The sequence below is a fragment of the Povalibacter sp. genome (assembly GCF_036520495.1).
GTDB lineage: Bacteria > Pseudomonadota > Gammaproteobacteria > Steroidobacterales > Steroidobacteraceae > Steroidobacter.
Window position 1 is genome coordinate 1 of the sequence record NZ_DATDJO010000033.1, and the last position, 22,937, is coordinate 22,937.

Sequence of the window (22,937 nt, forward strand, 5' to 3'; positions counted from 1 at the left end):
CTATCGACCCCAATGGTTTCGCGACACCCGCAACAATCAGACGGATTTCGTCTACAACGCTGCGGGCCAGATGACCGAGCGGACCGATCCGGCGGATGGCGACGGCATCCGACGCAAAACGTACATCACGTATGAGAACTCAACCGGCATCAGCCGACCTGAAGTCGTGCGCGTGTGCGGTGTGGGCACGACCTGTGGAACACCCGAGGAGATTCGCACCGAGTACGAGTATTGGGGCAGCACGTTGCTTCCCAGCGTGGTGCGCCGGATCGACGCGGCCCGAGGCAAAACCCTGGAGACGCACTATGCCTACGATGGCGCGGGACGCGTACTCAGCGAGACGGTCCTCTGGCCGGCACGAATGACGCCAGGTACTTCCGCTACGACGTGCACGGCCGCAAGACCTGGGAGATCGGGCCGCTCGGCGACAATGGATTCCGCAACGCCCGGAAATTCACGTATCGCAGCGCCGACGACAAGCTGCTCGTCACTGAAGCTGGCACCGTCACGGACCCGAACAGTCCCTCGCTCGTGGTGGCCACGCAAACGAACGTGACCTACGACACTCACCGCAATCCGGCGACCGAGACGGTCTCCGACGCTGCCGCCACCTACAGCCTGACCCAGCGATCATTCGATGATGCCGGTCGGCTTCAATGCGAGACGCGTCGCATGAACCCGGCTGCCTTCGGCTCACTCCCGGGCGCCTGCAACCTGGGCGCCGAAGGGGCCTTCGGCCCTGACCGGATCACGCGCAACCTCTACAACGCAGCCGGTCAACTGCTCACCGTCCAGCGCGCCTACGGCACGGCGCTGCAGCAGAACTACGCCACCTACACCTACACGCCGAACGGCCAGCGCGCGAGCATGACCGACGCCAACGGCAACCGCGCCGAGCTGCGCTACGACGGTCACGATCGCCAGAACCTCTGGGTGTTCCCGTCCAAGACGACGCCTGGAACGGTCGACGAGAGCGACTACGAGGGCTACACGTACGATTCCGCGGGCAACCGCCTCTCACTGAGAAAGCGCGACGGGCAGACGCTGACCTACCAGTACGACGGCCTGAATCGCCTGAAGACGAAAACGGTGCCCGGTTCGACCACGGGTGCTGCCGGCTACGTCGTTGAATACGGCTACGACGTGCAGGACCTGCAGGTGTTTGCCCGCTTCGGTTCCACCTCGGGCGCGGGCATCACCAATACGTTCGACGGCTTCGGCCGGCGGCTCACTTCTACGAGCACCGTGGGCGGCCTCGGTCGCACGCTGCAGTCTGACTACGACGCAGGCAGCCGGCGCACGCGGCTGACCTTCCCGGACGCCCACTACTTCACATATGGCTACGACGCGGCCTCTCGGATGGGTTCGATCCTTGAGGATGGCGGCACCACCATCGTGAGTGTCAGCTACGACGCGCTGGGCCGTCGCGCGGACGCGTGGTTGGGTGGGGCGGTGATGAGCACCGAGTACGACGGCATCTCCCGCCTGTGGAAGCTGACCCATGAACTCAACGGCACTGCAGCCGATCAGGTGCTGGAGTTCGGCTACAACCCGGCCTCGCAGGTGATCTCACGCATCGAGAGTAATCCGGCGTATGCGAACAGCACGCCGGATGCGATCCGAAGCTACTCCGTCAATGGGCTGAATCAGTACACAAGCGTGGGCGGTGCTGCTCACGGGTACGATGCCAACGGCAACCTGACCTCGGACGGCGCGACGAACTTCGTGTACGACGCTGAGAATCGACTGGTCTCCGCAAGTGGTGCCAAGAATGCCACGCTGACGTATGACCCAATGGGGCGGTTGTTCCAGATCTCAGCCACAGGCGGCACGACACAGTTCCTGTATGACGGTGACCGGCTCGTGGCCGAGTACAACGGCAGCGGCACGCTGTTGCGTCGCTATGTGCACGGCACCGGTGTCGATGAACCGCTGCTGTGGTACGAGGGCGCGGGCCTCGCCACAAGACGGGGCCTCTTCGCGAATCATCAGGGCTCGATCGTCGCGGTGGCGGACGCGAACGGAGGGACGCTGGGGATCAATGCCTATGATGAATACGGTGTGCCTAAGGCCGGCAATATGGGGAGGTTCCAGTACACGGGTCAGATGTGGATAGCCGAGCTGGGGCTGTATCACTACAAGGCACGCTTCTACTCGCCGATATTCGGACGTTTTTTGCAGACCGATCCGATCGGGTATGCGGATGATGTCAATCTGTATGCGTATGTTCGCAACGATCCGCTAAATCATACCGATCCCTCAGGCTCGATTGTGGATACGCTGGTCGACCTCGGATTCATTGCCTATGACGTCTACGCGTTAGTTACCGACCCGAGCTGGACGAATGTGGGAGCGCTTGGCGCTGACATCGTCGGTGCTGCGGTACCGTTTGCTACGGGGCTCGGTGCAGCCGTTCGGGGGGTCGACAAAGGTGTTGATGTTGCTCGTAGCGCGGAGGGCGCGGCCGAGTCTCAAAAGACTGGGATCATTTATCGCCGCGTGGACGCGGGCAATCCCAGTGGAAAGTGCTACATTGGCCGATGCAATAGTGAGGAACTGTACGAGCGTCGGCAGCGCGATCACTCACGGGCCAATCCTGATGCCGACTATGAATTTGAAGTTATCGAGCGGGCCGAACCCGGCAAACCCTTGCGGGAAGCTGAGCAGCGGCAGATCGACTCGCACGGCGGCCCAACTAACAAGTCAAATCCCAATGGGGGAACTGAAAACAAGAGAAATGAAATTGCGAAATGCCGAGGAACTCGAATCGGCAATCAAGGCACAGGAAGCATCTGCTGAAACCCGCTGGGCTTATCCCATGCACGAAGTACGATCGTCGAGATTCCAATGACCAAGATTAGAATGGGTGATGTCTTCCAGTTTGACGTAGCCGGAGACCATTCTGGATATGGTCAGATTGTCGTGCCTGGGGACGTGATCTACGTCATCGTCTGCAGGAGCATTCATCGTCGTTCAGAGCGGTCATTCGAACCGCAGCTACTTTCTGATATCGGTCTGTGCGGTTGGACATTGGACGGGCGCATCTATCATGGAATGTGGAGAGTCATCGCCCACGCGCCCCTGCCCGATCACATCCCTCGCCCTTGTTACAAGGTAGCGAAGGACGAAGTACAGTGGGTCGAATCCTTCGAGGGTAAGTTACAGCGACAAGCTTCTGAGCGAGACTGTCGCGCATTAGACTACCGTACAACGGTTGCACCGATAAGGTTTGAAAATGCGTTTGCCGCACTGCACGGCCTGCGTGAGTGGGATGCATCTTTCGACAAGATGCGTGTCGAGTATGCTTGCGAGCAAGAGCGTGCTTGTGGCGGACTAGGAGGAGTAAAGCACTAGGGAAGGTCTGATTTACCCACCGTGATTCGTGCATGATCAATCTAGGCCGGAGGGCCGATGCACCAACGAACACTGAGTGGTATAAAAAGTACGGTAGGACCACGCGTCGAGTGCAGTTTCTGGCCGAGATGGACCGGGTGGGGGCTCTACCCCCATTTCCACGGACGGTTGAGTTAAGGCTGAAAACTTCCGATCTTGCCGGGCCCCTTTAGACGCATTCGCGGGTTGTGGAACCGCTCGGAGCATCGGTGTCATGCGGGAGCATCGGTGTCAGGTTGGCATATTTACATTCATCGCTGTCCGCTTCTGGCCGATTGCCGACCTCTCCTTCCGACACGAAGCGAGCATCAATACTTGGCACCTGAATCGTGAGCGGCGCTACGAGATTCGACAATATGGGCGGAGCAGGTAGAAACTCGGCAATTGATAATCGTGTGCTTGCGTGCCACTCCACAATTCTAAGTGACCAGATCGCTCAATCGAGCACAGGGGACCGTTCACGTGCGAATGACCGAAATACGAATTCGAAATTTCCGATCACTTGAAGACATTCGGATAGACCTCTCGAACCTCACGGTGCTGTGCGGGCCAAATAGCTGCGGCAAGTCCAACATATTTCGTGCTCTGCAACTCGCATTCAAGAACGAGCTATCCATCGAGGATGCATCTGAGAATCTAAGCGCACAGAAGATGGGCCAAGGCGGGCCGACCCTTTCTATATGGGTTGATTGCTGGTTTTCGGATGTACCGTCGCCGCTTCAGCGCATCGCGGCCGAGGCCTCGCCTGATCTCAAGTACTCGCTGCGCCTGACTCGGGCTGGCAACGTAAAACGTATGCTAGGGGAGCATGTCCTCACGCCGGACGAATTCCGAACGCTCAAAGAGCATTTTGTCACGGTCTACGTGCCACCTATCCGCGATCTGAGCGCTGATGGGCTTCAGCCTTTCAAGCGCCTGCTCAAGACCGCACTCCAGAAGGCCAGAGGCATGGGAAGTATTCGAGGCCTTGGCGATCAAGCGAAGAGAGTATTAACGAACCGAGCAACGGTTCTTCTGCAACAGCAGCATCAGGTTGCCACTCGCATACTTGGAGCCGAGCGCCTATCGCTAGATACGAGCCAGATTGAGATTGAATCCCTGTACGACAACATCGGTCTAACGGTGAGAATTGCGGGCGCAGACATTCCTTTGAACGCGCTAGGTACCGGGCATCAAAGCGCAGTGATTATGAATCTCTACCGGCAACTCGGAGAAGCGATGGAAGCGTCCGTGTTGTATATGTTCGAAGAGCCGGACAACCACCTTCATCCGACTACCATCCGGTCGATATGTGATGACTTGACGGCGATCGCTAAGCAATCTCAGGTGCTCGTCAGCACGCACTCACCAGTATTTCTTGGACATACGGGCCTCCACCCCATACGTCCACTCTCGTCGCATGCCGGCATAACAAAACGACGGAAGGTAACGGTCTTCAAGCACTACAGCGAGAAGCAAGCGCGCGCGCATCTAGACACATACGGTCTGAGGTTGACAGAACCATTGCTGACAAACCGTGTCCTGATTGTGGAAGGGCAATCGGACAAAATAGTTCTGTCGACTCTGTTCGAGATGCGCTTTCGCAGGACTGTAGACCAAGCGGACCTATTGGTTATTCCAGCCGGCGGAAAAGACCGCGTCGTAGCGCTTGCGCATCTAATTAGTTGCCTAGGCGTGGAATGGAAGTGCGTCATGGACAATGACGCAATGTTTTCTGCAGAGACGCCGTATGGTCGCGGCTTGCAAGGCGACGAACGAAGTCAGGCGCTCGCCACTATTGACATCGTTCAGGGCTACCTTGACGGCCAAACAAAGCGCGGTGCCAACGCGTCGAAGTTGCTGGCTGCGGTGCGCTCTGAGGTCGAACATGGCCCCGCAACGAGAACGCTCTACGACAACTCGGCACTTCGGCGACTCGTTGAACAAACGGCGCTACTCAGTTCAGCCGAACAGGATCAGCTTCGAACGTCATTGCGTGCGGCTCGCAGGCGAGAGATTGGAAGGCTGTTATCGAAGGCAAATTCGTTCATATGGTCAGGTACGATCGAGGAAGTGCTGCTCCGGAATGAGGGCACGATGGCATGCGTCGAGGATGTGCTCCTTGCGGAGGGGAAGCTGAAGAATGCGCTGGGTGGCCATCCGCAACGACGAGCGACTCTAATAAACAAATTGCACGGCAGCGCAAATGAACCCACCGTGCTGCGCGAAGTTGTCCTCGCCTTGGAGGATGGTGGTCATTTCCGGCGAAGCGAAGTGAATGAGTGTTTCGGTAGCATCTTTTCAGGACTTCAATAGATCGATGCTCGAGGTCCGCTCCTGGCCGTTTGCGGACGCGCTTCTAGTCGCGGACGCGTCGATCCTCTGAGATCTCAGAGCGCAGTATTCGTACTGTTGCTGGCGCAAGGACTGCGATGCGCGTTTCGCGGCGCCGCACTTGTCGCACGGCCAAATCAATTCGATCGTTCAGGCTGATGCATCCGTTTTCTTCGCAGGACACCAAGGAACAGTAGGTCGGTGCGTTGCCATGAGCCGAGCGGATCGCAATCTCGAGTCGAACGGTCGGGGGGACGACGGCTACGACCAGGACCTCGATGTCGGGGCCGATGAGGATGGATTCACCGGCGCGGCGCGTGAGCACCAAGAGTCGGCGGGAATCTGAATCGATGGCGCATTCTATTGCGGTCTCCTTCATATTGAGAAAGGCAAAAAAATCCGTTCTACATCGTCGCTACATCCCGGTGGCCTGTACGACCTTGGCCAGCAATTTCGTCGGTTCGATCTTGAGTGCGCGGGCGATCTGAATGAACTCGAGCACCGATACTTGACGCTCGCCCAGCTCGATCAATCCTACAATGGATTGTCCGCGCTCAAGACGGGACGCCAATTCCCGCTGCGTAAGCTTGGCTTGCGCTCGTGCGTCTTTCAGCACCTCACTTAGGGCTTGTTGTTCGTCGCTCAGTTTCGGCACGCGCTGACTCCCGATAATCCCGTGCTACGAGCCGCTTGATTCGATATTCGAATCAAGCGTAAACTCGCGGCATCGATTGCTTGCGGGAAGTATAGAGGGAAGTCGAGAGTTCAACGTACTCCACGGAAGCGGCCGCCGACGGTGCGTCAACACCGCCGGCGGCCTGACCACAGCCAGCCTGACTAGAGGATGACTATGGCTAAGCGACAGTCTACGTCCAACGCGCGCGGCGTTGGAGAGGGGGCGGCCCATGCCCGTGCGGTTCGGAAGACCGGTTTGCCAGTAGGAGCCCGGCGCCGGACGGGAAAGCAACGGTCGTCAGTACACCCGGATCTGGGCAGAGCCTCTGCGAACAGCCTGGAAACGCTGCTCGACGTGCATCGCGGGCAGCTTCTGCGGATCGAATCCGTCGTCGCGTGTCTGCACGTGGCGCTGCTTCACTCGGGCGAAGCCGGGCCCAGGAACGACCCGAATTTCGCCAGCGCAGCTGCCATTGCATTGACCTTGCTGCGCGAAGCCGTCGATCGGCTGGACGCGCGGTTCATTACTCCGTTGATCAGGCCTCTCCTGCGCCGTCGCAGCAGCGCCGCGGCTCCCGGCACGCGTCCGTGAGGTTAGCGGCGTGACGGCCACAGGAAGTCCGGTCGGTCCGAACAGTACGGGAACACTCGTGCAGAACGCGGTGCGCGTGCGGCGATTCTTCAGGCGCCGGATCGCTATGTCGCGGGACGATGTGGACGATCTGACGCAGGAGGTCTGCGCGCGCTTCCTGGCGGCGCATCCCCCGGCTATGGTGCATGCCGAGCGATATCTGTTCGGGATTGCTCGGCATGTGTTGGCGGATTTCCTGAGGCAACGCAAGGCGCGGCGCGAAGTCGCTCTGTCGGCGGTGGAAGATTCGTGGGATGCGGATGCGAGGCTTCAGGGCGGGCCGGATCCGGCGGCGGCCGTGTTTGCGTCCGATCTTCTGGTCGCGCTTCTTGAACGGCTGCCGCGTTCTCAGCAGGCCGTCCTGCTGGCGCGTGAGGCAGAAGGGTATTCGTGCCGCGAGGTCGCCGATCGGATGGGATTCTCGGAGGCCACCGTTCAGACCTATCTGAAACGTGCCCGGTCGCACCTGCGGGATTTGCGACGGCGGATGTAGCGGCCTTGCATCCGGCTGGGACGAAGCAGGAGGCCGGGTCAGTTCACAGCATTTCAAGCAACACGTCATCGGCGCAGGCGAGCAGCAGCTCGCGGACATGGACGGGGGAGTGGCGCAGCCAGTGCGAAAATACTTCGCGTTCGAAGTAGCCAAGTGCGTTGTAGTGCAGTGTCCAAAAGGCGGCGGACTTGGCTTCGATGAGTGGTGGAGCCAGAGTGTTCGTGCTGTCGCTGTTGCCGTCGCAGTCGTTGTCCTCCGTCTCGCGATCACAACGCATCAATGCGCGGGCCTGCGTGAGAAGGGTCACTTGCAGTGGCGGCAGATCCAGGGCTGGGGGGCTAAGTCGCTTGCCGGAGCTGATGATTTGCTCCAGTGCAGTGCGATGTGGGCCGGGAAGGCGGGTGATGTAACTGCGTAGCTGGTCGAGCAGGTGCGCAATATGCAGCGGCTCGCGTTGGCGAGGCAATACTTGAGTGGCACGTCGAGTCATCCGCGATGACAGCGTGATGACGCATCGCCAGGGATCGGTGACGAGGCAGCGCAAGTCGAGGCAATGCAGGCGTTGATGCAGTTCTGCTGCGAGCGGATCCAGTTTGCGCGGGATTCCCCAGTGCTGCAGCACAACGCTGATGAGGTGGCGATGCATGCACTCGGCGGCCATCGCCGATGAGCACTGCGCTGATGAGGTGCGGACGCAAGACCATTCCATCGATCTTCCTCCTGATGTCCGCGTTTCCGCGGCGATCTATTGTAGTCGTGATTCGCAGCGAAAATGGGACAACAAAGGACAGAAATATTTCGTCCCCACCGGATCGATTCGTCCGACTAAGTCTCCCAGTCGCGCACAGCACGCGCGGCACCTGGCCATGACCAGGCACTACAACAGGGGAGAGCAGAATGAGATCAGCGGGACAGTCGATGCGATCGGTGATGGTGGCGATGGCGGGTGCTGCATGCGTCAGTGCTGCATTCGCGGGCAGCGACGAGGCGCGGATCGAACTGGAAGAGATCATCGTGACCGGGTCACGGCTGCGGCTGAGCGAGGTCGAGGGCCCATCGCCGGTGACGATGTTCAGTCGGGTGGATATCGATGCACTCGGTGTCTCGAGCGTGGCGGAAGTGCTCAAGTATCTGCCGCAACAGCCTTACAACCGTCCACAACTGTTTCGGACCGATGGCGCGCAGTACGCCGAACTGCGCGGGCTGGGCGCTGATACGACGCTGGTGCTCATCAATGGCCGGCGTACGGTGCCCGCGGCGTCGAGCGTGGTGTCGAATGCCTTTGATCTCAACTCCATTCCGCTTGCGGCGGTTGAGCGTGTGGAAGTGCTTTCGGACGCGGCCTCCGCGGTGTACGGCGCCGATGCCGTCGGCGGTGTCGTCAACATCATCCTGAAACGCGATATCGCTGAGCCGGTGGTGGCCCTTCACTATGGGGCGGCACGCGGCGGCGCCGAGGAGCAGCGCGCCTCGATCAGTGCGGGCCATGCGGGAGAGCGATTGCATGTCTCGATGATCCTCGACTATCTGCACACGGACGTGCTGCTCGGGGAAGAGCGCGACCTGTGGCGCAATCAGGACTACCGGCGCTTTGGCAGCGTCGATCAACGTTCGACGTACAGCAATCCAGGCAATGTCTATTCGTTGACGGGTGATCCGCTGCCGGGATTGAGCTCACCGATGGCCGCTGTGCCGCAGGGAAGTACCGGCGTAGGTTTGACGCCAGCGGACTTTGTGGCCACGGACGGCCAGCAGAATCGGGAGAGTAGTTCACGGTACGACGCCATCGTGCCCGAGCAGGAGCGTGTGAGTGCGGCCGTGTTCGGCGAGTACGAGTTCGGGCCGCAGTTGACTGTATTCGGCGAAGCGATGTTCGTGCAGCGTGATCTCGACAGTGCGGCCAGCGCGCCGGTGCTGGCGGGGGAGCTGGTGCCGGTCTCGAATGCCTTCAATCCGTTTGGCGAAACGGTCCTCGTCGATTTTCTCGTCGAGGGCGCCGGTGCGCGGCATTCTCGGGTGGAAAACGAGCTGTTGCGCGGGGTGGTGGGAGCACGCGGATTGCTGGGAACGTGGGACTGGGAAGTCTCTGTGCTCGGTAGCCGGGAGGATGCGTCCAGCTGGACGACGGGCGGGCTCGATGCGGCTGCCGTGGAGGAGGCGCTCGCGTCCTCGGATCCAACCCAGGCATTGAACGTGTTTCAGGATGGTCCGGGAGGCAGTGATGCGCTGTTGCGCTCGCTGATTGCCCGGCCCGTCATGACGGACTACGCCTCGGACGGGGCCGTGGCCAATGCCTTCGTGCGCGGTTCTCTCGGCTCGTTGCCGGCGGGGTCGGTGGAAGCGGTGGTCGGTGCCGAATGGCGTCGCGACGCAATGTTCTTCGACAGTTTCCTGTTCGTCGATGAGGACCGGCGCGCGGCGGCGGCGTTTGCGGAGCTGAACGTGCCGCTCGTCAGCGAGGCGATGGGATGGTTGGGCGTCAAGCGGCTGTCATTGACGGTGGCGGCTCGCTACGACGACTACAGTGACTTCGGAAGCACCACCAATCCGCAGGTGGGCATGGTGTGGATGCCGGTCGCGGATCTGACCGTGCGCGCGTCTTACGGGACAAGCTTCCGGCCACCGTCTCTGTTCGAACTGTATGCGCCGCGCGTGCCGTTTCCATTGCCGGTAAGTGATCCGCGGCGCAATGACGAGATCGCCGATGCGGTGGCGATCAGCGGTGGCAATCCCGACCTGCTGCCGGTCGAGGGCGAGTCGCTGACCGCGGGGTTCGTGTGGACGCCGTCGGCGGTGTCGGGCTTGCGGATGGCGGCGTCGTGGTGGCAGATCGAGCTCGATCAGCGTGTGTCGTTCCTGCCGTACCAGGTCGTCATGGCGTACGAGTCGCTGTTCGCCGATCGGGTGGTACGTGAGGCGCCGACGCCGGCGGATGTGGCCGCCGGACTGCCCGGGCGGTTGGTCAGTGTCGATATCTCGCGCGTGAACTTCGGCACGGTGGACACGCGCGGCGTGGATGCATCGGTCGACTACGGTGTCGACACCGATCATGGTCGCTGGCAGGTGCGCCTCGCGGGAACTTGGGTCGATCGCTATGAAAGCGACGAGTTGCCGGACAGCCCGCCCGTGGATCACGTCGGTGTCGCCAATGTGTTTGGCACGATCACGCGCTGGCAGGGCAATGCCGCCGTCAACTGGACGCGCGGCGCGTGGGGCATCGGTGTCATGGGACGCTATATACCGGCGTATGACGATGCCGTGGGTGTCGCGGCCGTACCAACAGGAAGACGCATTCCGTCGCAGACGCTGATGGATGTGCAGGTGTTCTGGGACAGCGATGAGATCGCGCAGGCACAGCCGCGATGGTGGCAGGGCGTGCGACTCACGCTCGGGGCCACGAATGTCCTGGACGAGCCGGTGCATTTCGCGGAGATCGGCGATTACGCCGGCTTCGATCTGTCGCAGGGCGACCTGCGGCAGCGCTTCATTTACCTCGATCTGTCGAAGCGGTTCTGAGCCGTGCGCTGGGGTCAGTTGGGATGGACCTGGGTGGCGGTGACGGCGCTTGGGATGAGTGTGGCGTGCGCGGCGGGCGGAGGGCCGCACGCTGCACGCGTCCTGCTCACGCCGGCGCACGCCGTCGAGACCGTGCGGTTCATGGTGAATGCAGACACTGCCTCGCCCGAGAATCCACACGGCGCCGTGTCGTTGTCGCCGGACGGGCGCCGCTGGATCGCGCGACTGGTGCGGGGTGATGTCGCGCGCGACGGTGTGTGGATGGAAATGGTGGTCGGTGAGCGGGCGTCGCTGGAGGCCGCGACGCATGTCCGCACCGTGGCGCGCTTGTTCAGTAGCGGGCTCGGTGCTGGCGGCGGACGGGCGGGTGCCAATCAGGACGGCATCAGCTGGACAAGTCCGCTGCGCTGGCTGGACGACGAGTCGGTGGCCTTCTTGTGGAGCGATGCGGCTGGCCGTCGGCAGGTGATGCGCGTCAACGTGCGTACGGCGCAGGTGCAGACGCTCTCCGCGCATGCCACCGGCGTGCTGAACTTCGACATCGGCGCTGATGGCACGCTCATGTACAGCGCCATGGCGGCGGAGGCGCCGAGCCGGCTCACGCAGCAACTGCGGGAAGGCTTCGTCATCGAAGCGCACACGGACGCGAGCTCGATCATCGATGGCCGGGTGAATGACGGCTCGTTCATCGATCGACTGTGGCGAACCGAGTGGTTCGTGCAGCGTGATGCAGCGGCAGCGCCGCAGCCGGTACAGGTGGCGCAGCGCTCATTCAGCCCGAACCAGCTGGAGCGCGTCTGGGTGTCGCCGAGGGGGCAATGGGCCCTGGTGAATGCGGTCGCACCCGCGTTGTCTCCGGACTGGAATAGCTACCAGGACGAGGACATCCATCGGCGGCTTAAGCTTGCCCGCACCAATGCCTACAGCATGCTGGGCCGCCTGGTGCATCAGCTATGGGTGGTGGATACGCGCGCTGGTTCGTCCCATGCGCTGTGGTCCGTGCCGGCGGACTCGGAGCTGCCGCAGTGTGCCTGGTCGAGCGACGGCGAGTTCGTGTTGGTCGCACCCACATTGCTGCCAGGTAAGGATACCGATGAACGCGGCAAGCGCGGCACGGCCGCCGCTATCGTCGAGCGCGCGACCGGTCGATACCGGCTCCTTCCCATCGACCTGCAGGACCAGCAAGTCACCGGTGTGCAGTGGCTCAGCCGTGATCGCGTGGGCCTGGGCGTCGGGCCACCGGGCGAGCCTCGGCGGATCGAGTTTCGGCGGCGTGCAGGTCAGTGGCGGCGTGTCGAGGGTGCGACGTCCGCTGCGACGGGCGTGCGACTCGAAATCCGGCAGGGGATCGACACGCCGCCCGTTCTCATCGCGGTGGATGACGTAGCGGGAGGGAGCGTCACCGTGATCGATCCGAATCCGTCGCTCCTGACACAGTTTGATCTTGGGCACGCGGAGCTGATCGAGGGCGAGGTGGAGGAGGGACTGCGATGGCAGGGAATGCTGTTCCTGCCACCGAACTACGATCGAGCGCGACGCTACCCGCTGGTGATCCAGAGCGTGTATGGAAGTGCCATCCGCGAGGAGTTCACGCTGTACGGATTTCTGCAGGGCTACGGGTTGGGGCCGTCGTTAATTCCGCCGTATCCGGGGCGCTTGTTGGCGCAGCACGATGTGCTGGTGTTGCAGCTGAATGTCGCGGGCGAGGGTAGCGATACGCCGCAGGAGGGGGCGACGCGTGCGCGAGCCTTTGAACGGGCGGCGCAGCAGCTGATTGCAGAGGGGCGCGTCGATGCGGCGAAGGTGGGGCTGATCGGGTTCAGTCGCAATGGCTTCTATGTCGAGTATGCGTTGACGCACTCCGACTTCCCCTATGCGGCGGCGATCGCTGCGGATCACTTTCAACCCGACTACGTGGGACAGACGTTGCTCGGATATGACACGGGCGCAGAGGGAGTGAATGGCGGATCCCCATTCGGTGCGGGACTCGATCAGTGGCGGGTGACGTCACCGGGGTTCAATGCCGAGCGCGTGCGCGCGCCGCTGCTGCAGATCGAACAATCCAGTGGGCTCGTCGGTGTGCTGCTGCACTGGGAGTTGTTCTCGCGCCTGCGTTACTTGGGCAAACCGGTGGAAATGTGGGTGATCCCGAACGCCTCGCTTGGCGTTCACAACACCCAGAATCCCGAGCAGCTCATTGCCATCCAGTCGCGCGTCATCGACTGGTTTCGGTTCTGGTTGGCGGGCGTGGAATCGAGCGACCCATCGACACAGGCGCAGTATCGACGGTGGCGGGAACTGCGGGGATTGCGGGAGTCGGAGCGTCCCGGCGATGGATGATTCTTTGAGGGGCTCCTAGGCTCTTTTCCACTGACGCGCCCACAGCTCGATGTCGAGGTATCGCAGCAGTTCGCCCGGATTGACACTCGTATGCGAGGGTGTGGCGGCGAGGGCCGCCTCGAGCTTCCGGCGGTCGAGGTAGTGGGCACCGACCAGCACGCCGTCGAGGAGCACTTCACGCAGCCATTCAACGTGGCGCAGGATGAGTTCACTAAAGAAGCCGGGCGCACGGTCTTTCCATACACGTTCCAGGTTCGGACGCGACGCGTCCTGGGCGAAGGCGCGTCGGGCCAGTCCGCGATCCCGACCGTCCTCGAAATGCAGATACACAGGGATGCGCAGCATTAGTTCGACGACTGGCTGGGAGCACAGCGGCTGAACAATCTCGGGTCCGAAGTCGTCGGTGCGCACTGAGAGGTCTCGTTCCTCGATCGGCAGCACCAATGCGCCCAGGCGAAAGAATGTCAACGGCGCTTCGTCGTCGTTGTCCGGTAGCCAGGGATGCTTGAGCGAGCTGCGAGCGGCGTGCGCAAGATCCAGAGCGATCAGTTCCATGTCCTGCGAATTCCATGCGGTGGGATCGGTCCATGGCACTCGTCCGCGCCACGCCTTGATCGCCTGCGTCAGTACGTGCCACTGCGAACGGTGGGTAGCGAGTGCGACGTGTCGCGAAAGACGCCATGCGCGCAGCGTCAACCCGCGATGGTGAAGGCGCTGCACAAGGGCCAGTGCAACACAGTCGCTGCAGAATCCGGCATCGCCGCCGTCACCCGTGAAGACGGCCGACGGTCCCTGCGTGTTGCATAGGGTTCGCTCGAGCTGCGGCAGGAACAGATAGTTGGTCCTAGACACGATGTCCGCCGATCTGCGCAGTCGATCGAGGGAGGGCAGGGATAGTGATGTCGTATTGACCAGATGCTCGCTGAGCGGATAGCCGGCGTGATCCGCCGCGAGGTGCGCCCAGGAGCGCGGGTCTGCACTGGTGCCGATGTGCAAGTAGGTATGGCAGGCGACTCGGGCCGGTGCGTCGCGTAGGCAGCCGGCGATGATTGATGAGTCGAGGCCGCCGGACAGGCGCAGCTGTATATGGTCGTAGTCGCGTGCGAGTGTCTGGGTACACGAGCGCACCACGTTGCGTATGGCATGCGCCGCCACAACGGGCGAGTCGATGAGCGCGGAGGTCTCGGTGAAGCGATGCGGATCCCACGCACATCGTCGGTGCAGTCCCGGAGGTTGTGCTCCAGGATGAAGGTCAAGGGCCTCGCCTCGATTCAAGCGGATCATTCCGTGGAGGGAATCGTTGGCCTCGGGCAGCTGGCCAAGCACGGCGCGACGTACATAGGTATGTGTCGGGGTGGGTGGGGGCAGGCCGACCTGGAGGGCATCGGCGAGGCAGGCATAGAGCCAGGTCGCGCCGCCAACCGTGCTTGCCAGGCACGCCAACGAGCTCATCGGCGACACCAGGGCCGTGACGCGACCGCGGTCGCACAACAGGGCGACATAGTTTCCCCAGTAATGCTCGATCAGGTGCTGTCCGCGCGACTGCACCGTCGCCTGCGTGGTGGTGGAATCCAGCGATGCCCGGCGGCAGGCGGTGTCGTCGCCCAGGTCCGTGGCACGTTCGAACAGCGATCCCAGAATCACGCCAGCATTGTCCGGCAGCACGTGGCTGCGAAGACTGCGTGGCTGTGAGTCGGCACAGAACACACAGCATCCCGCGATATCGAACACGCAGTGCCACTGGGAAGAGAGCTGCTGCAACCGTTCGCGAGTCTGCAGCACGCTGTGGCATTGCCTTGTGCTTGACGGATTCCAGACGCAGGCGAAGTAGCGGAACACGATCAGGCTCACACCGCGATGATGGGCCGGAAGTCATGCACAGACTCCGGGGTGGCATCGAAGACCAGTGATCCGTGCTGCACCCAGCTATGGGCGCCCCACGGGTAGAGTCGGACGCCGATGACCCATGTCGCAGGTAGCCCGAAGGCAGTTAGAAATCGTGTCAGTGCCAGCGCGTGGAACAGGCACTGATCGTGTGCGGCGAAGGCGAGTGGTCGCAGTCGGCGAAAGCGTTCGACGGCAGATGCCAGGGCCGAGAGAGGTGCATCCGTTGCAATCTTCTTGTGTGCACGGCGGGCGTGCAGATCGCAAGCGATCTGCCACAACGAACTGTTGCGCAGCGAATGGCGTGCATACGCGCATTCCCAGGTGAAGTGGGCGATGTCGCGCGGGCGAAGGTGTGGGTGCACTGGCTGAAGATCCTCCAGCGACGATAGCGCGACGTGCAGGCCGGGAGCGAACGGTTGCGATGTGCGTTGCGTGCGCTCCAGCAGGCCCCGGGCGATCCAGCGTGCTGCGAGGTCATCCGGATTCGATACGGGTGAATTCGCGCAATCGATCAGCGCACTCAGTTGGTCGCTCGCATCGACGTCGAGGCCGAAGTACCGGTTTCGCTTTAGGTCGAGCACCACAGAGCCGACAGCGAATGCGCACAGATAAACATGCGCGGGCAGTGCGTAGCGGAACTCGGCAGCGCCGTCGCTACTAAGTGTGCCTGTGCTGACGCTGAGCATGGCGACTTCCTCGCAGATCAAATCGTCGAGGAGGGACGCGCCCGACGACGCGTCCCTCGGGCTCATCGACTGTTGCTCAGCCGAGTTTCCTGCGACCGATGCCGACCTGCGCGTCCGCGAACGGCCCCGGTCCGACTTCGCGCGTTTCGACAGTGGCGTCGCCCAGATCGATCAGAGTCAGTTCGTCGTTCATGACACATCTCCTCAGTCAGTGATGATGGGATGCCATCCGCGGTGGCGAGGTCGACCGTGCAACTGCGGCGCGGGTGGGATCAAGAGAGACTAGTGCGTCATGTTGCACTGATGAATGTTGTGCATGGGTAAGGGTCGATGCACGGTGAGCAGAGGGCGCTCTGAAATCAGCGTGTTAGATGTGTTGACCAGCGCTGGCAGGACCGTGATCGAGTCGCAGCCCAAGGCAATGATCCTGCGCGTGTCAGTGTTGGCGTATGGGCAATTGAGCTGGATCGCGCGCTAGGTCAGCGGATGCAGGTGGCTCAATGCGTCGCTACGGAAGAGCTGTGGATGGATACGACGATGCCGGATGATCGCTTTGGAGAGTGTCGATAGATCGCGTCCGAGCAGTCGCGAGACTTCGGCGAGCGTTGCGATTCGACGGTGTGTTGCGTGCCATGCGATCAGCGAACGCGCCAGGCTGGTCGAGCGTCGGCGCGAGATGGAGAGGATGTCGGTGCGTGGCACGTCTTGGGTGAGCGCGATCGTATCCACCAGTTGCATCAACGTGAGTCGTTGGCGTGGTTGCACCGGCGAGCGCGCCAGTGATCTCAGGAACTTTGGGCTACCCAGCACCCGGCTGGATCGGTGGCCATTGGTCGAGAGGAGTCCTGCCTCCTCGTCGGTCGGAGGCGCGAGCAGGTAACGACGCGCGGCGTCTGCATCGAGGCCTCGCTTTTGCAGGATGCGCAGCGGCGTGGTCGTTGTGAGCCAGGCGATTGGGTGCGTACCGAGATACGCCCCGACGCTGCTACGAACGCAGCGTTGGGGCTCGGTGAGTCCGGCTCGCACCGGCACCTGATGAAGGAAGCGTACGAGTTCAGGTAACCAGGCATCGGCCTCAATGAGCAGCGATTCGAAGCGGCGCAGAAACAAGTGGCCTGCGTCGCGCCTGCGCCGGTGTACGAACTGGGAGTACCGCGACGTGAAACCTTGCATGAAGCGGCCGATGGGAATGTCAGCGCTGCGCACTGCGAGGTGCAGCTGATGGGGTAACCAGCAGAACGCGAAGGCTTCCGTGCCCGAGCGGCGTAGGGCGTGGCTCAGGAGCGATTCCAGCTGGTCGTAGTCCTCGTCCTCGCGGAAAAAGCAATTGAGGGGACTCGACGACTGCAGCACGTAGTACGTGCCGCCGGGAATCTGAATCCGGGGTCGGCGCGCCACGGCAGTGCGCTCCTACGCGGCCTTTCGGTGGTACCGAGAGGGGGTTTCGGCGGTGACGATCTGGCGCATGCGGCCTCCTCCTGACGATGTCAGGAGGAGGGTGCGAGCAGGGCCGCGGTTTGTGAACCCCTCTGATCAGAGGGGGTTCTGTGTGAGGGTGGTGGCGCACTTCTGGACTCGCCTGCGCGTCCTGCCTACGGCGGTAGGACTACCGGCGGGCCGAGCGCCGTTCCAATTCACGGGCTGCCTATCGCAAGCGTGGAGGTGGATGTTTCAGCGCCGATTCTGTCGTGCAGTCGGCGTCAGGATGCGCATTGCATCTTCGAGACGGATCTCACGGATGCCCAGGGCGTACACGACTGCTGCCGTGCGCGAGCAGAAGCCCAGGCGCTTCTTCGCATTTTCGATGTGCTCGTGGGCGGTGAATGTGCGGATGCCGAGGAGCCGTGCGAGCTCCTCATCGCTCTTGCCAATGGCGACGAGGTCCATGCTCTGCCGCTCTCTTGGGCTGAGCAGAAGCGCGAGATCAAGTGATGCCACCGGGGTGCGCAAGTGCTCGATGCGATTGAACAGATGTACGCACATGATCTCGACGGCGAGATAGCGCCGTCGATCCATCTTCGGTGAGTCGGGCACCACCGAGCAAGAAGCAGTACCTCGCGGCCCATGAATGGGAATCGTGAATCCGTGGGCGACCCCAAACTGCTGTGCCGACACCTGCATCTTGTGTTGCCTCGCGGACATCGCTTTGCGGAACAGCGGATCGTCCCAATAAAACGGCCGACGCGTGCGATCGGCACAACGGAAAACGGGATCGATCAGATGCAGCTGCTGCTCGCTGTACCACTCGACCCACGTTGGCGGGTAGTTCAGGACCATGATCCCGTCGTCAGGGCGCAGGGGATCGACGTGGGAGGAGCACGCGTAGTAGCGAAAGCCCAAGTCTTCGAGTGCGTTCTGGAAGCGAAAGGCCAAATCGGCGATGCGAGTGGATCGTTCGCAGTGGTCCAGGAATGACTCCGCGAGCTCGTACGGTTCCATGGCGTGATTCTCCGGCTCCCTCCGCACACTGGTTCGGTTCAACTGACCAGCGCCCCCGCCCTGGCAGCGCCTCACCAAGAGTAGGGGATGACACTCGTTTGTGGAGTGCGGAAATTCCGAGATGCCGCAAGATCGCTGCCGTGATGTGCGGATCACGGTGGTGCATGGGGCATTCCTTTGAAGGCAGGCGGAGGAATGGCCGGTGATACGGGGGCGTTGCTCATCGCTCTCGCAGTCATGGGCGAGTGCTTAAGCAGCTCGCCGCCTGCGGCGGTCCTTGCGTAGCAGGTGGTCGGCGGGAAGGAAGAAGGCACGATTGCTCGGGGTACGGTAGCACGCCGTTCTCGCCGTCCAGATCCTGCGCGCGCGCGGCGCGTGCTCGGCGAGTCGCTGCGCGAATCTGGACGGCTGCGCTGCGCCGTGCGCGGGACGCGTGGGCAATCCCGCCCGATCGATCCTGGAGAGTGCCATGCACAGCACATTGGGACGGCCGCGCAAGCTCACGGATGCGCAGGTGGAGGCGATCATGCAGTGGCATGCATCGCGCAAGACACTTGCGGAGTTCTCTGCCGAGATCGGCCTGCCGCCATCGTTGGTTCAATACGTCATCTCGCGTGGCGGGCAGTACAAGCAGGCATCGCCCGAGCGGCGGCTGGAGGCGTTACAGGCCCGACGCCAACAGGTCGCTAAGGTGCGCCGGGGTGGCTGGATGTAGTGTGCGACGGGTTCATCCCGGGCGATGAGTTCGGGATGAATCTCCATGGCTTGACGGTGGCCCGTGAATGAGATTCTGAATCTGCGAAGATCTGCGCGAGCGGCGTTGCAGCGGATATCCACAAACGCGGTGGATAACTTCTGCATAAGCGTGGCTTGACGTTGGCAGTGCGCAGGAATTGCGCCGCGTGCGTCAGATTGATCGATTTTTGCTCAGAGGGGGAAAGAAGAGGGCTTGCCTGGTGATTTTCAGGTTGTCACATCGTTCTCGCTGTCAAGGCCTGCGCGCGGCATGGCCGTGCTCGCAAGCGCGCTTCGCGCGGCCCTGACAGCTGCGCTGCGATGTGAGTGGGGATCTCCGCCAGGCAATCCCGCCTGACAAGGAGAGTCCCATGCGTTCCAGACAGCATTCCTCGCTCAGTTTCAACGTGCGTTCGTATGCGGGTGCAGTTCGCGAGCGGCCCGTCCGTTTCAGCTCAGGTCTGTTTGCGATGGTCGATGGCTCGCAGAGCCCGGTGGACGATGAAGCCGTGATCGCAGCGGCGCTGCGGATTCTGGCCGAGCGGTTGGTGCGTGCCACCGCGCTCACGAATCCGCGCGTCACGCGCGAGTACCTGATGATGCGCTTCGCGAATCTCGAGCACGAGGTGTTTGCCTGCATCTATCTCGACAATCGCAGCCGAGTCATTGCCTGCGAGGACCTGTTTCGGGGAACGATCGATGGCTCGAGCGTGCATCCGCGCGAGGTTGTGAAGCAGGCGCTGATACACAACGCGGCGGCTGTGATCCTTGCACACAACCATCCGAGCGGCATCGCCGAGCCGAGCCAGGCGGATGAGTTGATCACGCGTCGACTCAAGCAGGCGCTGGCGCTGGTGGACATCCGCGTGCTGGATCACCTGATCGTGGGTGGTGCGATCGCAACCTCCCTGGCAGAACGAGGGCTGCTGTGAGTGACGTAGACGGTGCGGTGCGCGTGGGCTGTTCCCGCGCGCATCGATCCATGGGGGGGCAGAACCGTCGGGTCAGGCGACAGTCTGGTCGTTGCGCCAAGTGGAGCCAACCAATTCGCTGCGAGCAGAACTTACGCGCGTGACCGTTTTCATACCGCTGGGCGACTGCCGCCGTGACCTGACGCCTACCAGACTGAATCGATGCACCCGGCGGATATCGTCTCTGCCCGACGCCGAGTGCGGACCGATCGTTCATGCGGTTACATTCACAAATCGAGACTTGAAGCGCCTCGATGGCGCGTTGATTGAAGTGGACCCGATCGCCTCGGCCGGGAGCCGCATAAGTGCGGTGCTCGTGAAGTTCATCGCGGCTGCTGTGGTGTTGGGCGTGACGCTGATAGCCATGGAGAAATCCCGTGGGGCGGCGGCGTCTCTGCTTCGGCAGTTAGACTGCGATTTTGAGGTTGGGGATCTCAACCAACGAGCGGAGAAAGAGGGCGGGTCTGCCTGGAAGTTTCACGGTACCACACTGTTCTCGCTGTCAAGGACGAGCGCGAGGACGCACTCGCCGCCGGCGGCGGTCTTCGATCCCTGACAGCTGCGCTGCGGTGTGAGGGGGAGATCTCGGGCAATCCCGCCCACTCAGATCGAGGATCGCGCCATGAATACTGCAGCTGCAATGTCGGTTACGGCGTCTGCGAATACGTTTACTCGTGCACTGTCGATGGAGGATGTGCGTGAGCGTGCGCCAGCCGTGTTCGCTTCATCGCCCCATGCACGGATGAGTGGGCGGTACACGTTCATTCAGACCGAGCGGGTGCTGTCAGGGTTGATGCAGGCCGGGTTCGTCGCGGTAGATGCGCGCCAGGCGCGTTCACGGCGCGGGGATGTTCTGCACGTGCGGCATCTGGTCCGGTTGCGCCGTCAGACCGAAACCGTGGAGATCGACGGATCGGTGCCGGAGGTGCTGTTCTTGAACAGTCACGATGGCAGCAGCGCGTACGAGCTTCGGGTCGGGCTCTTCCGGTTCGTCTGCACCAATGGGTTGATCGTTTCCACGGAGATGTGTCCGGCGATCCGCGTGCCGCATCGTCGCGATGTGGTGGACGAGGCGATTGCGGGGGCGATCCAGTTGTCATCACGCTTCGATGAGTTAGGCCGGGCCGTCGAGCGAATGCAGCGGCGGGTGCTGCGGGAGGAGGAGCAGGTGTCGTTTGCCGAGCGGGCGTTGGTACTCAGATTTGGGGGACTGGAGGGCGCGGGTCTTGCGCCATCGGCGGTGTTGATGCCGCGTCGGCCGGAGGATGCCGGCAACGACCTGTGGCGTACGTTCAATCGGGTGCAGGAGAACGTGCTGCGCGGTGGGTTGAGTCGGCGCTCAAGCTCGGGACGCTTGGTCAGGACCCGGCGCATCCAATCGATCAAGGAGGATGTGAGGCTCAACGGCGCATTGTGGGACGCGGCCACGGCGATCGTTGCGTAGTCGAGAGGTGATGCTTGCTGGGGAGGGCGCGCCGGTGCTCTCCCCAGTGGGGTGCCCAACGGTGTCTCAAAGTTCCTCTGGTGTTCGCAAGGCCTGCGTTGGCGCCATGCGGTCACAGTACTTCACGCCGCCATAGGCCAGCGCGCTGAAGGCCACGCATAGCCCCAGATACCACCAACGAAATGCATCAGCCATCGTCTCCAGAAAGCAGTCGTTGATGTCTGGGCAGGCGCGACTCAGGCCCACCGACGTCATGACGAACGCCGTGAGAAGCTGCATCGCGACGAGCCAGAGAAAGTCACCATGGCGGCGACGACAAAATATTCGAACGAAGGGTCAGGCAAGGAAGTCCTGAGCCACAAGAGGCGAGCCACGGCGATGCCGGGACCGAGACACAACACTGCACCAATCAGTATCGTCAACATCTCGGCTCCCTCCGTTCGCAAGCGCTGCAAGGCGCAATGGGACCCGCTCTCTCTCGGGCCTCGTAGTTCCGATTCTCGCCTGCCACGCCGCTTAGATCCACAGCCGGCGGCCACTGTGGCAACGTGAAACATCAAGACACGCTAGATGCCGGGCCTTCGTCGCGGCGCAGGTGCAGGGATCGGGTGAATGTCCGAAACCCCCTGGATGCTCCTGGGCGACGTTTGGGTCATCATTGGTTCCGCCTGCGCCAGTTGAACAACAGTAAGCCGACGCCGATACCGGTTTCTACACCTCCGAGTCCCCAGAGGAGAAGACTCATCCAGCGAGTGATCGGGAACGGGATGCTATCGGTCGGTAGGGTCGTACAGAGAGGCATAGCCGAGCGTGAGTCCACAGGCGCCGATGAGAAGGAAGTAGATATGAACGTAGGGGCGCTGTGTCCATGCACCAGCGGCACTGAGTTGGCGTAACGCCCACGCGAGAACGATTGCCCCGGTGAACAGAACGATGCCTACCCAGAATGGATGTATCGGTTCCATGGCAGTGGCAGTCCTTTGTTGTCTGTGCGGATACGTGACAAGCGTAGCAGGGCTGGCGGGCGGTGGGAGGCGCGGGATGTGGCAGTGGCGGTTGTGGGATAGCTCGGGGCAGGTGGCAGCAGGTGCGATGGTGACAGCAGCGTGTGCCACGCAGTTGCTGAGTTTTGGGTGCGAATCGTATGAAACGATGAGATGGGTTTCCTGTGAGGCTGTCGACGAGCATGCTCGTCGACGTGTGTAGCTCTCATCGTCCACCGAAAGGGGAGACCCCCATGTCTATCGTCACGATTGCAGTTGTTCTCGCCAATACTGTCTTCGAACTCGCGGCCGCAGACGACGCAGGGAAAATTGTGGAGCGCAGACGGCTCGGGCGCGCGCAGTTCGACAAGTATTTCGAGAACCGCGAGTGTGCGCACGTCGTCATGGAAGCGTGCGGCTCGGCACACTAC

19 protein-coding genes and 2 pseudogenes are annotated in these 22,937 nt (G+C 62.0%); 12 read left to right on the forward strand and 9 right to left on the reverse strand.

Annotated features, from left to right (window positions below):
• Positions 1 to 387 precede the first annotated feature (387 nt).
• From VIZ63_RS12080 to VIZ63_RS12090, 3 genes are all read left to right on the forward strand, one after another.
• Positions 388 to 2,799 (forward strand): RHS repeat-associated core domain-containing protein, encoded by a 2,412-nt coding sequence (locus VIZ63_RS12080; RefSeq protein WP_331609881.1) that lies wholly within the window; start codon positions 388 to 390, stop codon positions 2,797 to 2,799.
• Between the two features lie 48 nt (positions 2,800 to 2,847).
• Positions 2,848 to 3,354 carry a hypothetical protein gene (locus tag VIZ63_RS12085; RefSeq protein ID WP_331609882.1) on the forward strand — a complete coding sequence of 169 codons (507 nt, stop codon included), beginning with the start codon at positions 2,848 to 2,850 and terminating at the stop codon, positions 3,352 to 3,354.
• A gap of 507 nt (positions 3,355 to 3,861) precedes the next feature.
• Positions 3,862 to 5,688: an ATP-dependent nuclease gene (locus VIZ63_RS12090; RefSeq protein ID WP_331609884.1), complete on the forward strand. Its 1,827-nt coding sequence runs from the start codon at positions 3,862 to 3,864 to the stop codon at positions 5,686 to 5,688.
• Between the two features lie 43 nt (positions 5,689 to 5,731).
• Here the strand turns inward: VIZ63_RS12090 and VIZ63_RS25635 are convergent, their stop codons facing one another.
• Together VIZ63_RS25635 and VIZ63_RS12100 are read right to left on the reverse strand one after the other, a co-directional pair.
• Positions 5,732 to 6,085, reverse strand: coding sequence for a carbon storage regulator (locus VIZ63_RS25635; protein ID WP_414703795.1), 354 nt, complete (start codon positions 6,083 to 6,085; stop codon positions 5,732 to 5,734).
• 36 nt (positions 6,086 to 6,121) lie between these two features.
• The gene (locus tag VIZ63_RS12100) at positions 6,122 to 6,361 is read right to left on the reverse strand and encodes a helix-turn-helix transcriptional regulator (protein ID WP_331609886.1); all 240 of its coding nucleotides are present in this window, start codon (positions 6,359 to 6,361) and stop codon (positions 6,122 to 6,124) included.
• Positions 6,362 to 6,637: 276 nt separating this feature from the next.
• Here VIZ63_RS12100 and VIZ63_RS12105 point away from each other — a divergent pair, with 276 nt between their 5' ends.
• Entirely contained in the window at positions 6,638 to 6,973 is a 336-nt protein-coding gene (locus VIZ63_RS12105) for a hypothetical protein (protein ID WP_331609888.1), read from the forward strand.
• A gap of 58 nt (positions 6,974 to 7,031) precedes the next feature.
• Positions 7,032 to 7,505: an RNA polymerase sigma factor gene (locus VIZ63_RS12110; RefSeq protein WP_331609889.1), complete on the forward strand. Its 474-nt coding sequence runs from the start codon at positions 7,032 to 7,034 to the stop codon at positions 7,503 to 7,505.
• Positions 7,506 to 7,548: 43 nt separating this feature from the next.
• Here the strand turns inward: VIZ63_RS12110 and VIZ63_RS12115 are convergent, their stop codons facing one another.
• On the reverse strand, positions 7,549 to 8,214 hold the full coding sequence (locus VIZ63_RS12115; RefSeq protein WP_331609890.1) for a hypothetical protein: 666 nt from the start codon (positions 8,212 to 8,214) through the stop codon (positions 7,549 to 7,551).
• Between the two features lie 188 nt (positions 8,215 to 8,402).
• On the opposite strand from VIZ63_RS12115, the gene VIZ63_RS12120 reads away from it, so the two are divergent.
• Both VIZ63_RS12120 and VIZ63_RS12125 read left to right on the forward strand, forming a co-directional pair.
• Complete coding sequence (locus VIZ63_RS12120; RefSeq protein WP_331609891.1) at positions 8,403 to 11,021, forward strand: TonB-dependent receptor plug domain-containing protein; 2,619 nt, start codon at positions 8,403 to 8,405, stop codon at positions 11,019 to 11,021.
• Positions 11,022 to 11,075: 54 nt separating this feature from the next.
• Positions 11,076 to 13,361: a hypothetical protein gene (locus VIZ63_RS12125; protein ID WP_331609892.1), complete on the forward strand. Its 2,286-nt coding sequence runs from the start codon at positions 11,076 to 11,078 to the stop codon at positions 13,359 to 13,361.
• Between the two features lie 15 nt (positions 13,362 to 13,376).
• Here the strand turns inward: VIZ63_RS12125 and VIZ63_RS12130 are convergent, their stop codons facing one another.
• The 4 genes from VIZ63_RS12130 to VIZ63_RS12145 all read right to left on the reverse strand — a co-directional run bounded on the left by VIZ63_RS12130 (position 13,377) and on the right by VIZ63_RS12145 (position 18,373).
• The gene (locus VIZ63_RS12130; RefSeq protein WP_331609893.1) at positions 13,377 to 15,143 is read right to left on the reverse strand and encodes an asparagine synthase C-terminal domain-containing protein; all 1,767 of its coding nucleotides are present in this window, start codon (positions 15,141 to 15,143) and stop codon (positions 13,377 to 13,379) included.
• A 65-nt stretch (positions 15,144 to 15,208) separates the two neighbouring features.
• The gene (locus VIZ63_RS12135) at positions 15,209 to 16,000 is read right to left on the reverse strand and encodes a lasso peptide biosynthesis B2 protein (RefSeq protein ID WP_331609894.1); all 792 of its coding nucleotides are present in this window, start codon (positions 15,998 to 16,000) and stop codon (positions 15,209 to 15,211) included.
• Positions 16,001 to 16,408: 408 nt separating this feature from the next.
• Entirely contained in the window at positions 16,409 to 17,332 is a 924-nt protein-coding gene (locus VIZ63_RS12140) for a hypothetical protein (protein ID WP_331609895.1), read from the reverse strand.
• Between the two features lie 273 nt (positions 17,333 to 17,605).
• Entirely contained in the window at positions 17,606 to 18,373 is a 768-nt protein-coding gene (locus tag VIZ63_RS12145) for a helix-turn-helix transcriptional regulator (RefSeq protein WP_331609896.1), read from the reverse strand.
• Positions 18,374 to 18,842: 469 nt separating this feature from the next.
• On the opposite strand from VIZ63_RS12145, the gene VIZ63_RS12150 reads away from it, so the two are divergent.
• The 4 genes and pseudogenes from VIZ63_RS12150 (at position 18,843) to VIZ63_RS12165 (ending at position 21,523) form a co-directional block, all read left to right on the forward strand.
• Positions 18,843 to 19,088: a hypothetical protein gene (locus VIZ63_RS12150; RefSeq protein WP_331609897.1), complete on the forward strand. Its 246-nt coding sequence runs from the start codon at positions 18,843 to 18,845 to the stop codon at positions 19,086 to 19,088.
• A 499-nt stretch (positions 19,089 to 19,587) separates the two neighbouring features.
• Positions 19,588 to 20,040, forward strand: a pseudogene (radC, locus tag VIZ63_RS12155) (RadC family protein); the annotation flags it as partial.
• 280 nt (positions 20,041 to 20,320) lie between these two features.
• A complete protein-coding gene (locus VIZ63_RS12160) occupies positions 20,321 to 20,635 on the forward strand; it encodes a hypothetical protein (protein ID WP_331609898.1) in 315 nt (104 codons plus the stop codon).
• 66 nt (positions 20,636 to 20,701) lie between these two features.
• Positions 20,702 to 21,523, forward strand: coding sequence for a DUF932 domain-containing protein (locus VIZ63_RS12165; protein ID WP_331609899.1), 822 nt, complete (start codon positions 20,702 to 20,704; stop codon positions 21,521 to 21,523).
• A gap of 66 nt (positions 21,524 to 21,589) precedes the next feature.
• On the opposite strand, the gene VIZ63_RS12170 is transcribed toward VIZ63_RS12165, so the two are convergent.
• Positions 21,590 to 21,802 carry a hypothetical protein gene (locus tag VIZ63_RS12170; protein ID WP_331609900.1) on the reverse strand — a complete coding sequence of 71 codons (213 nt, stop codon included), beginning with the start codon at positions 21,800 to 21,802 and terminating at the stop codon, positions 21,590 to 21,592.
• A 491-nt stretch (positions 21,803 to 22,293) separates the two neighbouring features.
• A complete protein-coding gene (locus VIZ63_RS12175) occupies positions 22,294 to 22,488 on the reverse strand; it encodes a hypothetical protein (protein ID WP_331609901.1) in 195 nt (64 codons plus the stop codon).
• Positions 22,489 to 22,760: 272 nt separating this feature from the next.
• Here VIZ63_RS12175 and VIZ63_RS12180 point away from each other — a divergent pair.
• Positions 22,761 to 22,937 (forward strand): annotated as a pseudogene (locus VIZ63_RS12180) (IS110 family transposase); the annotation flags it as partial.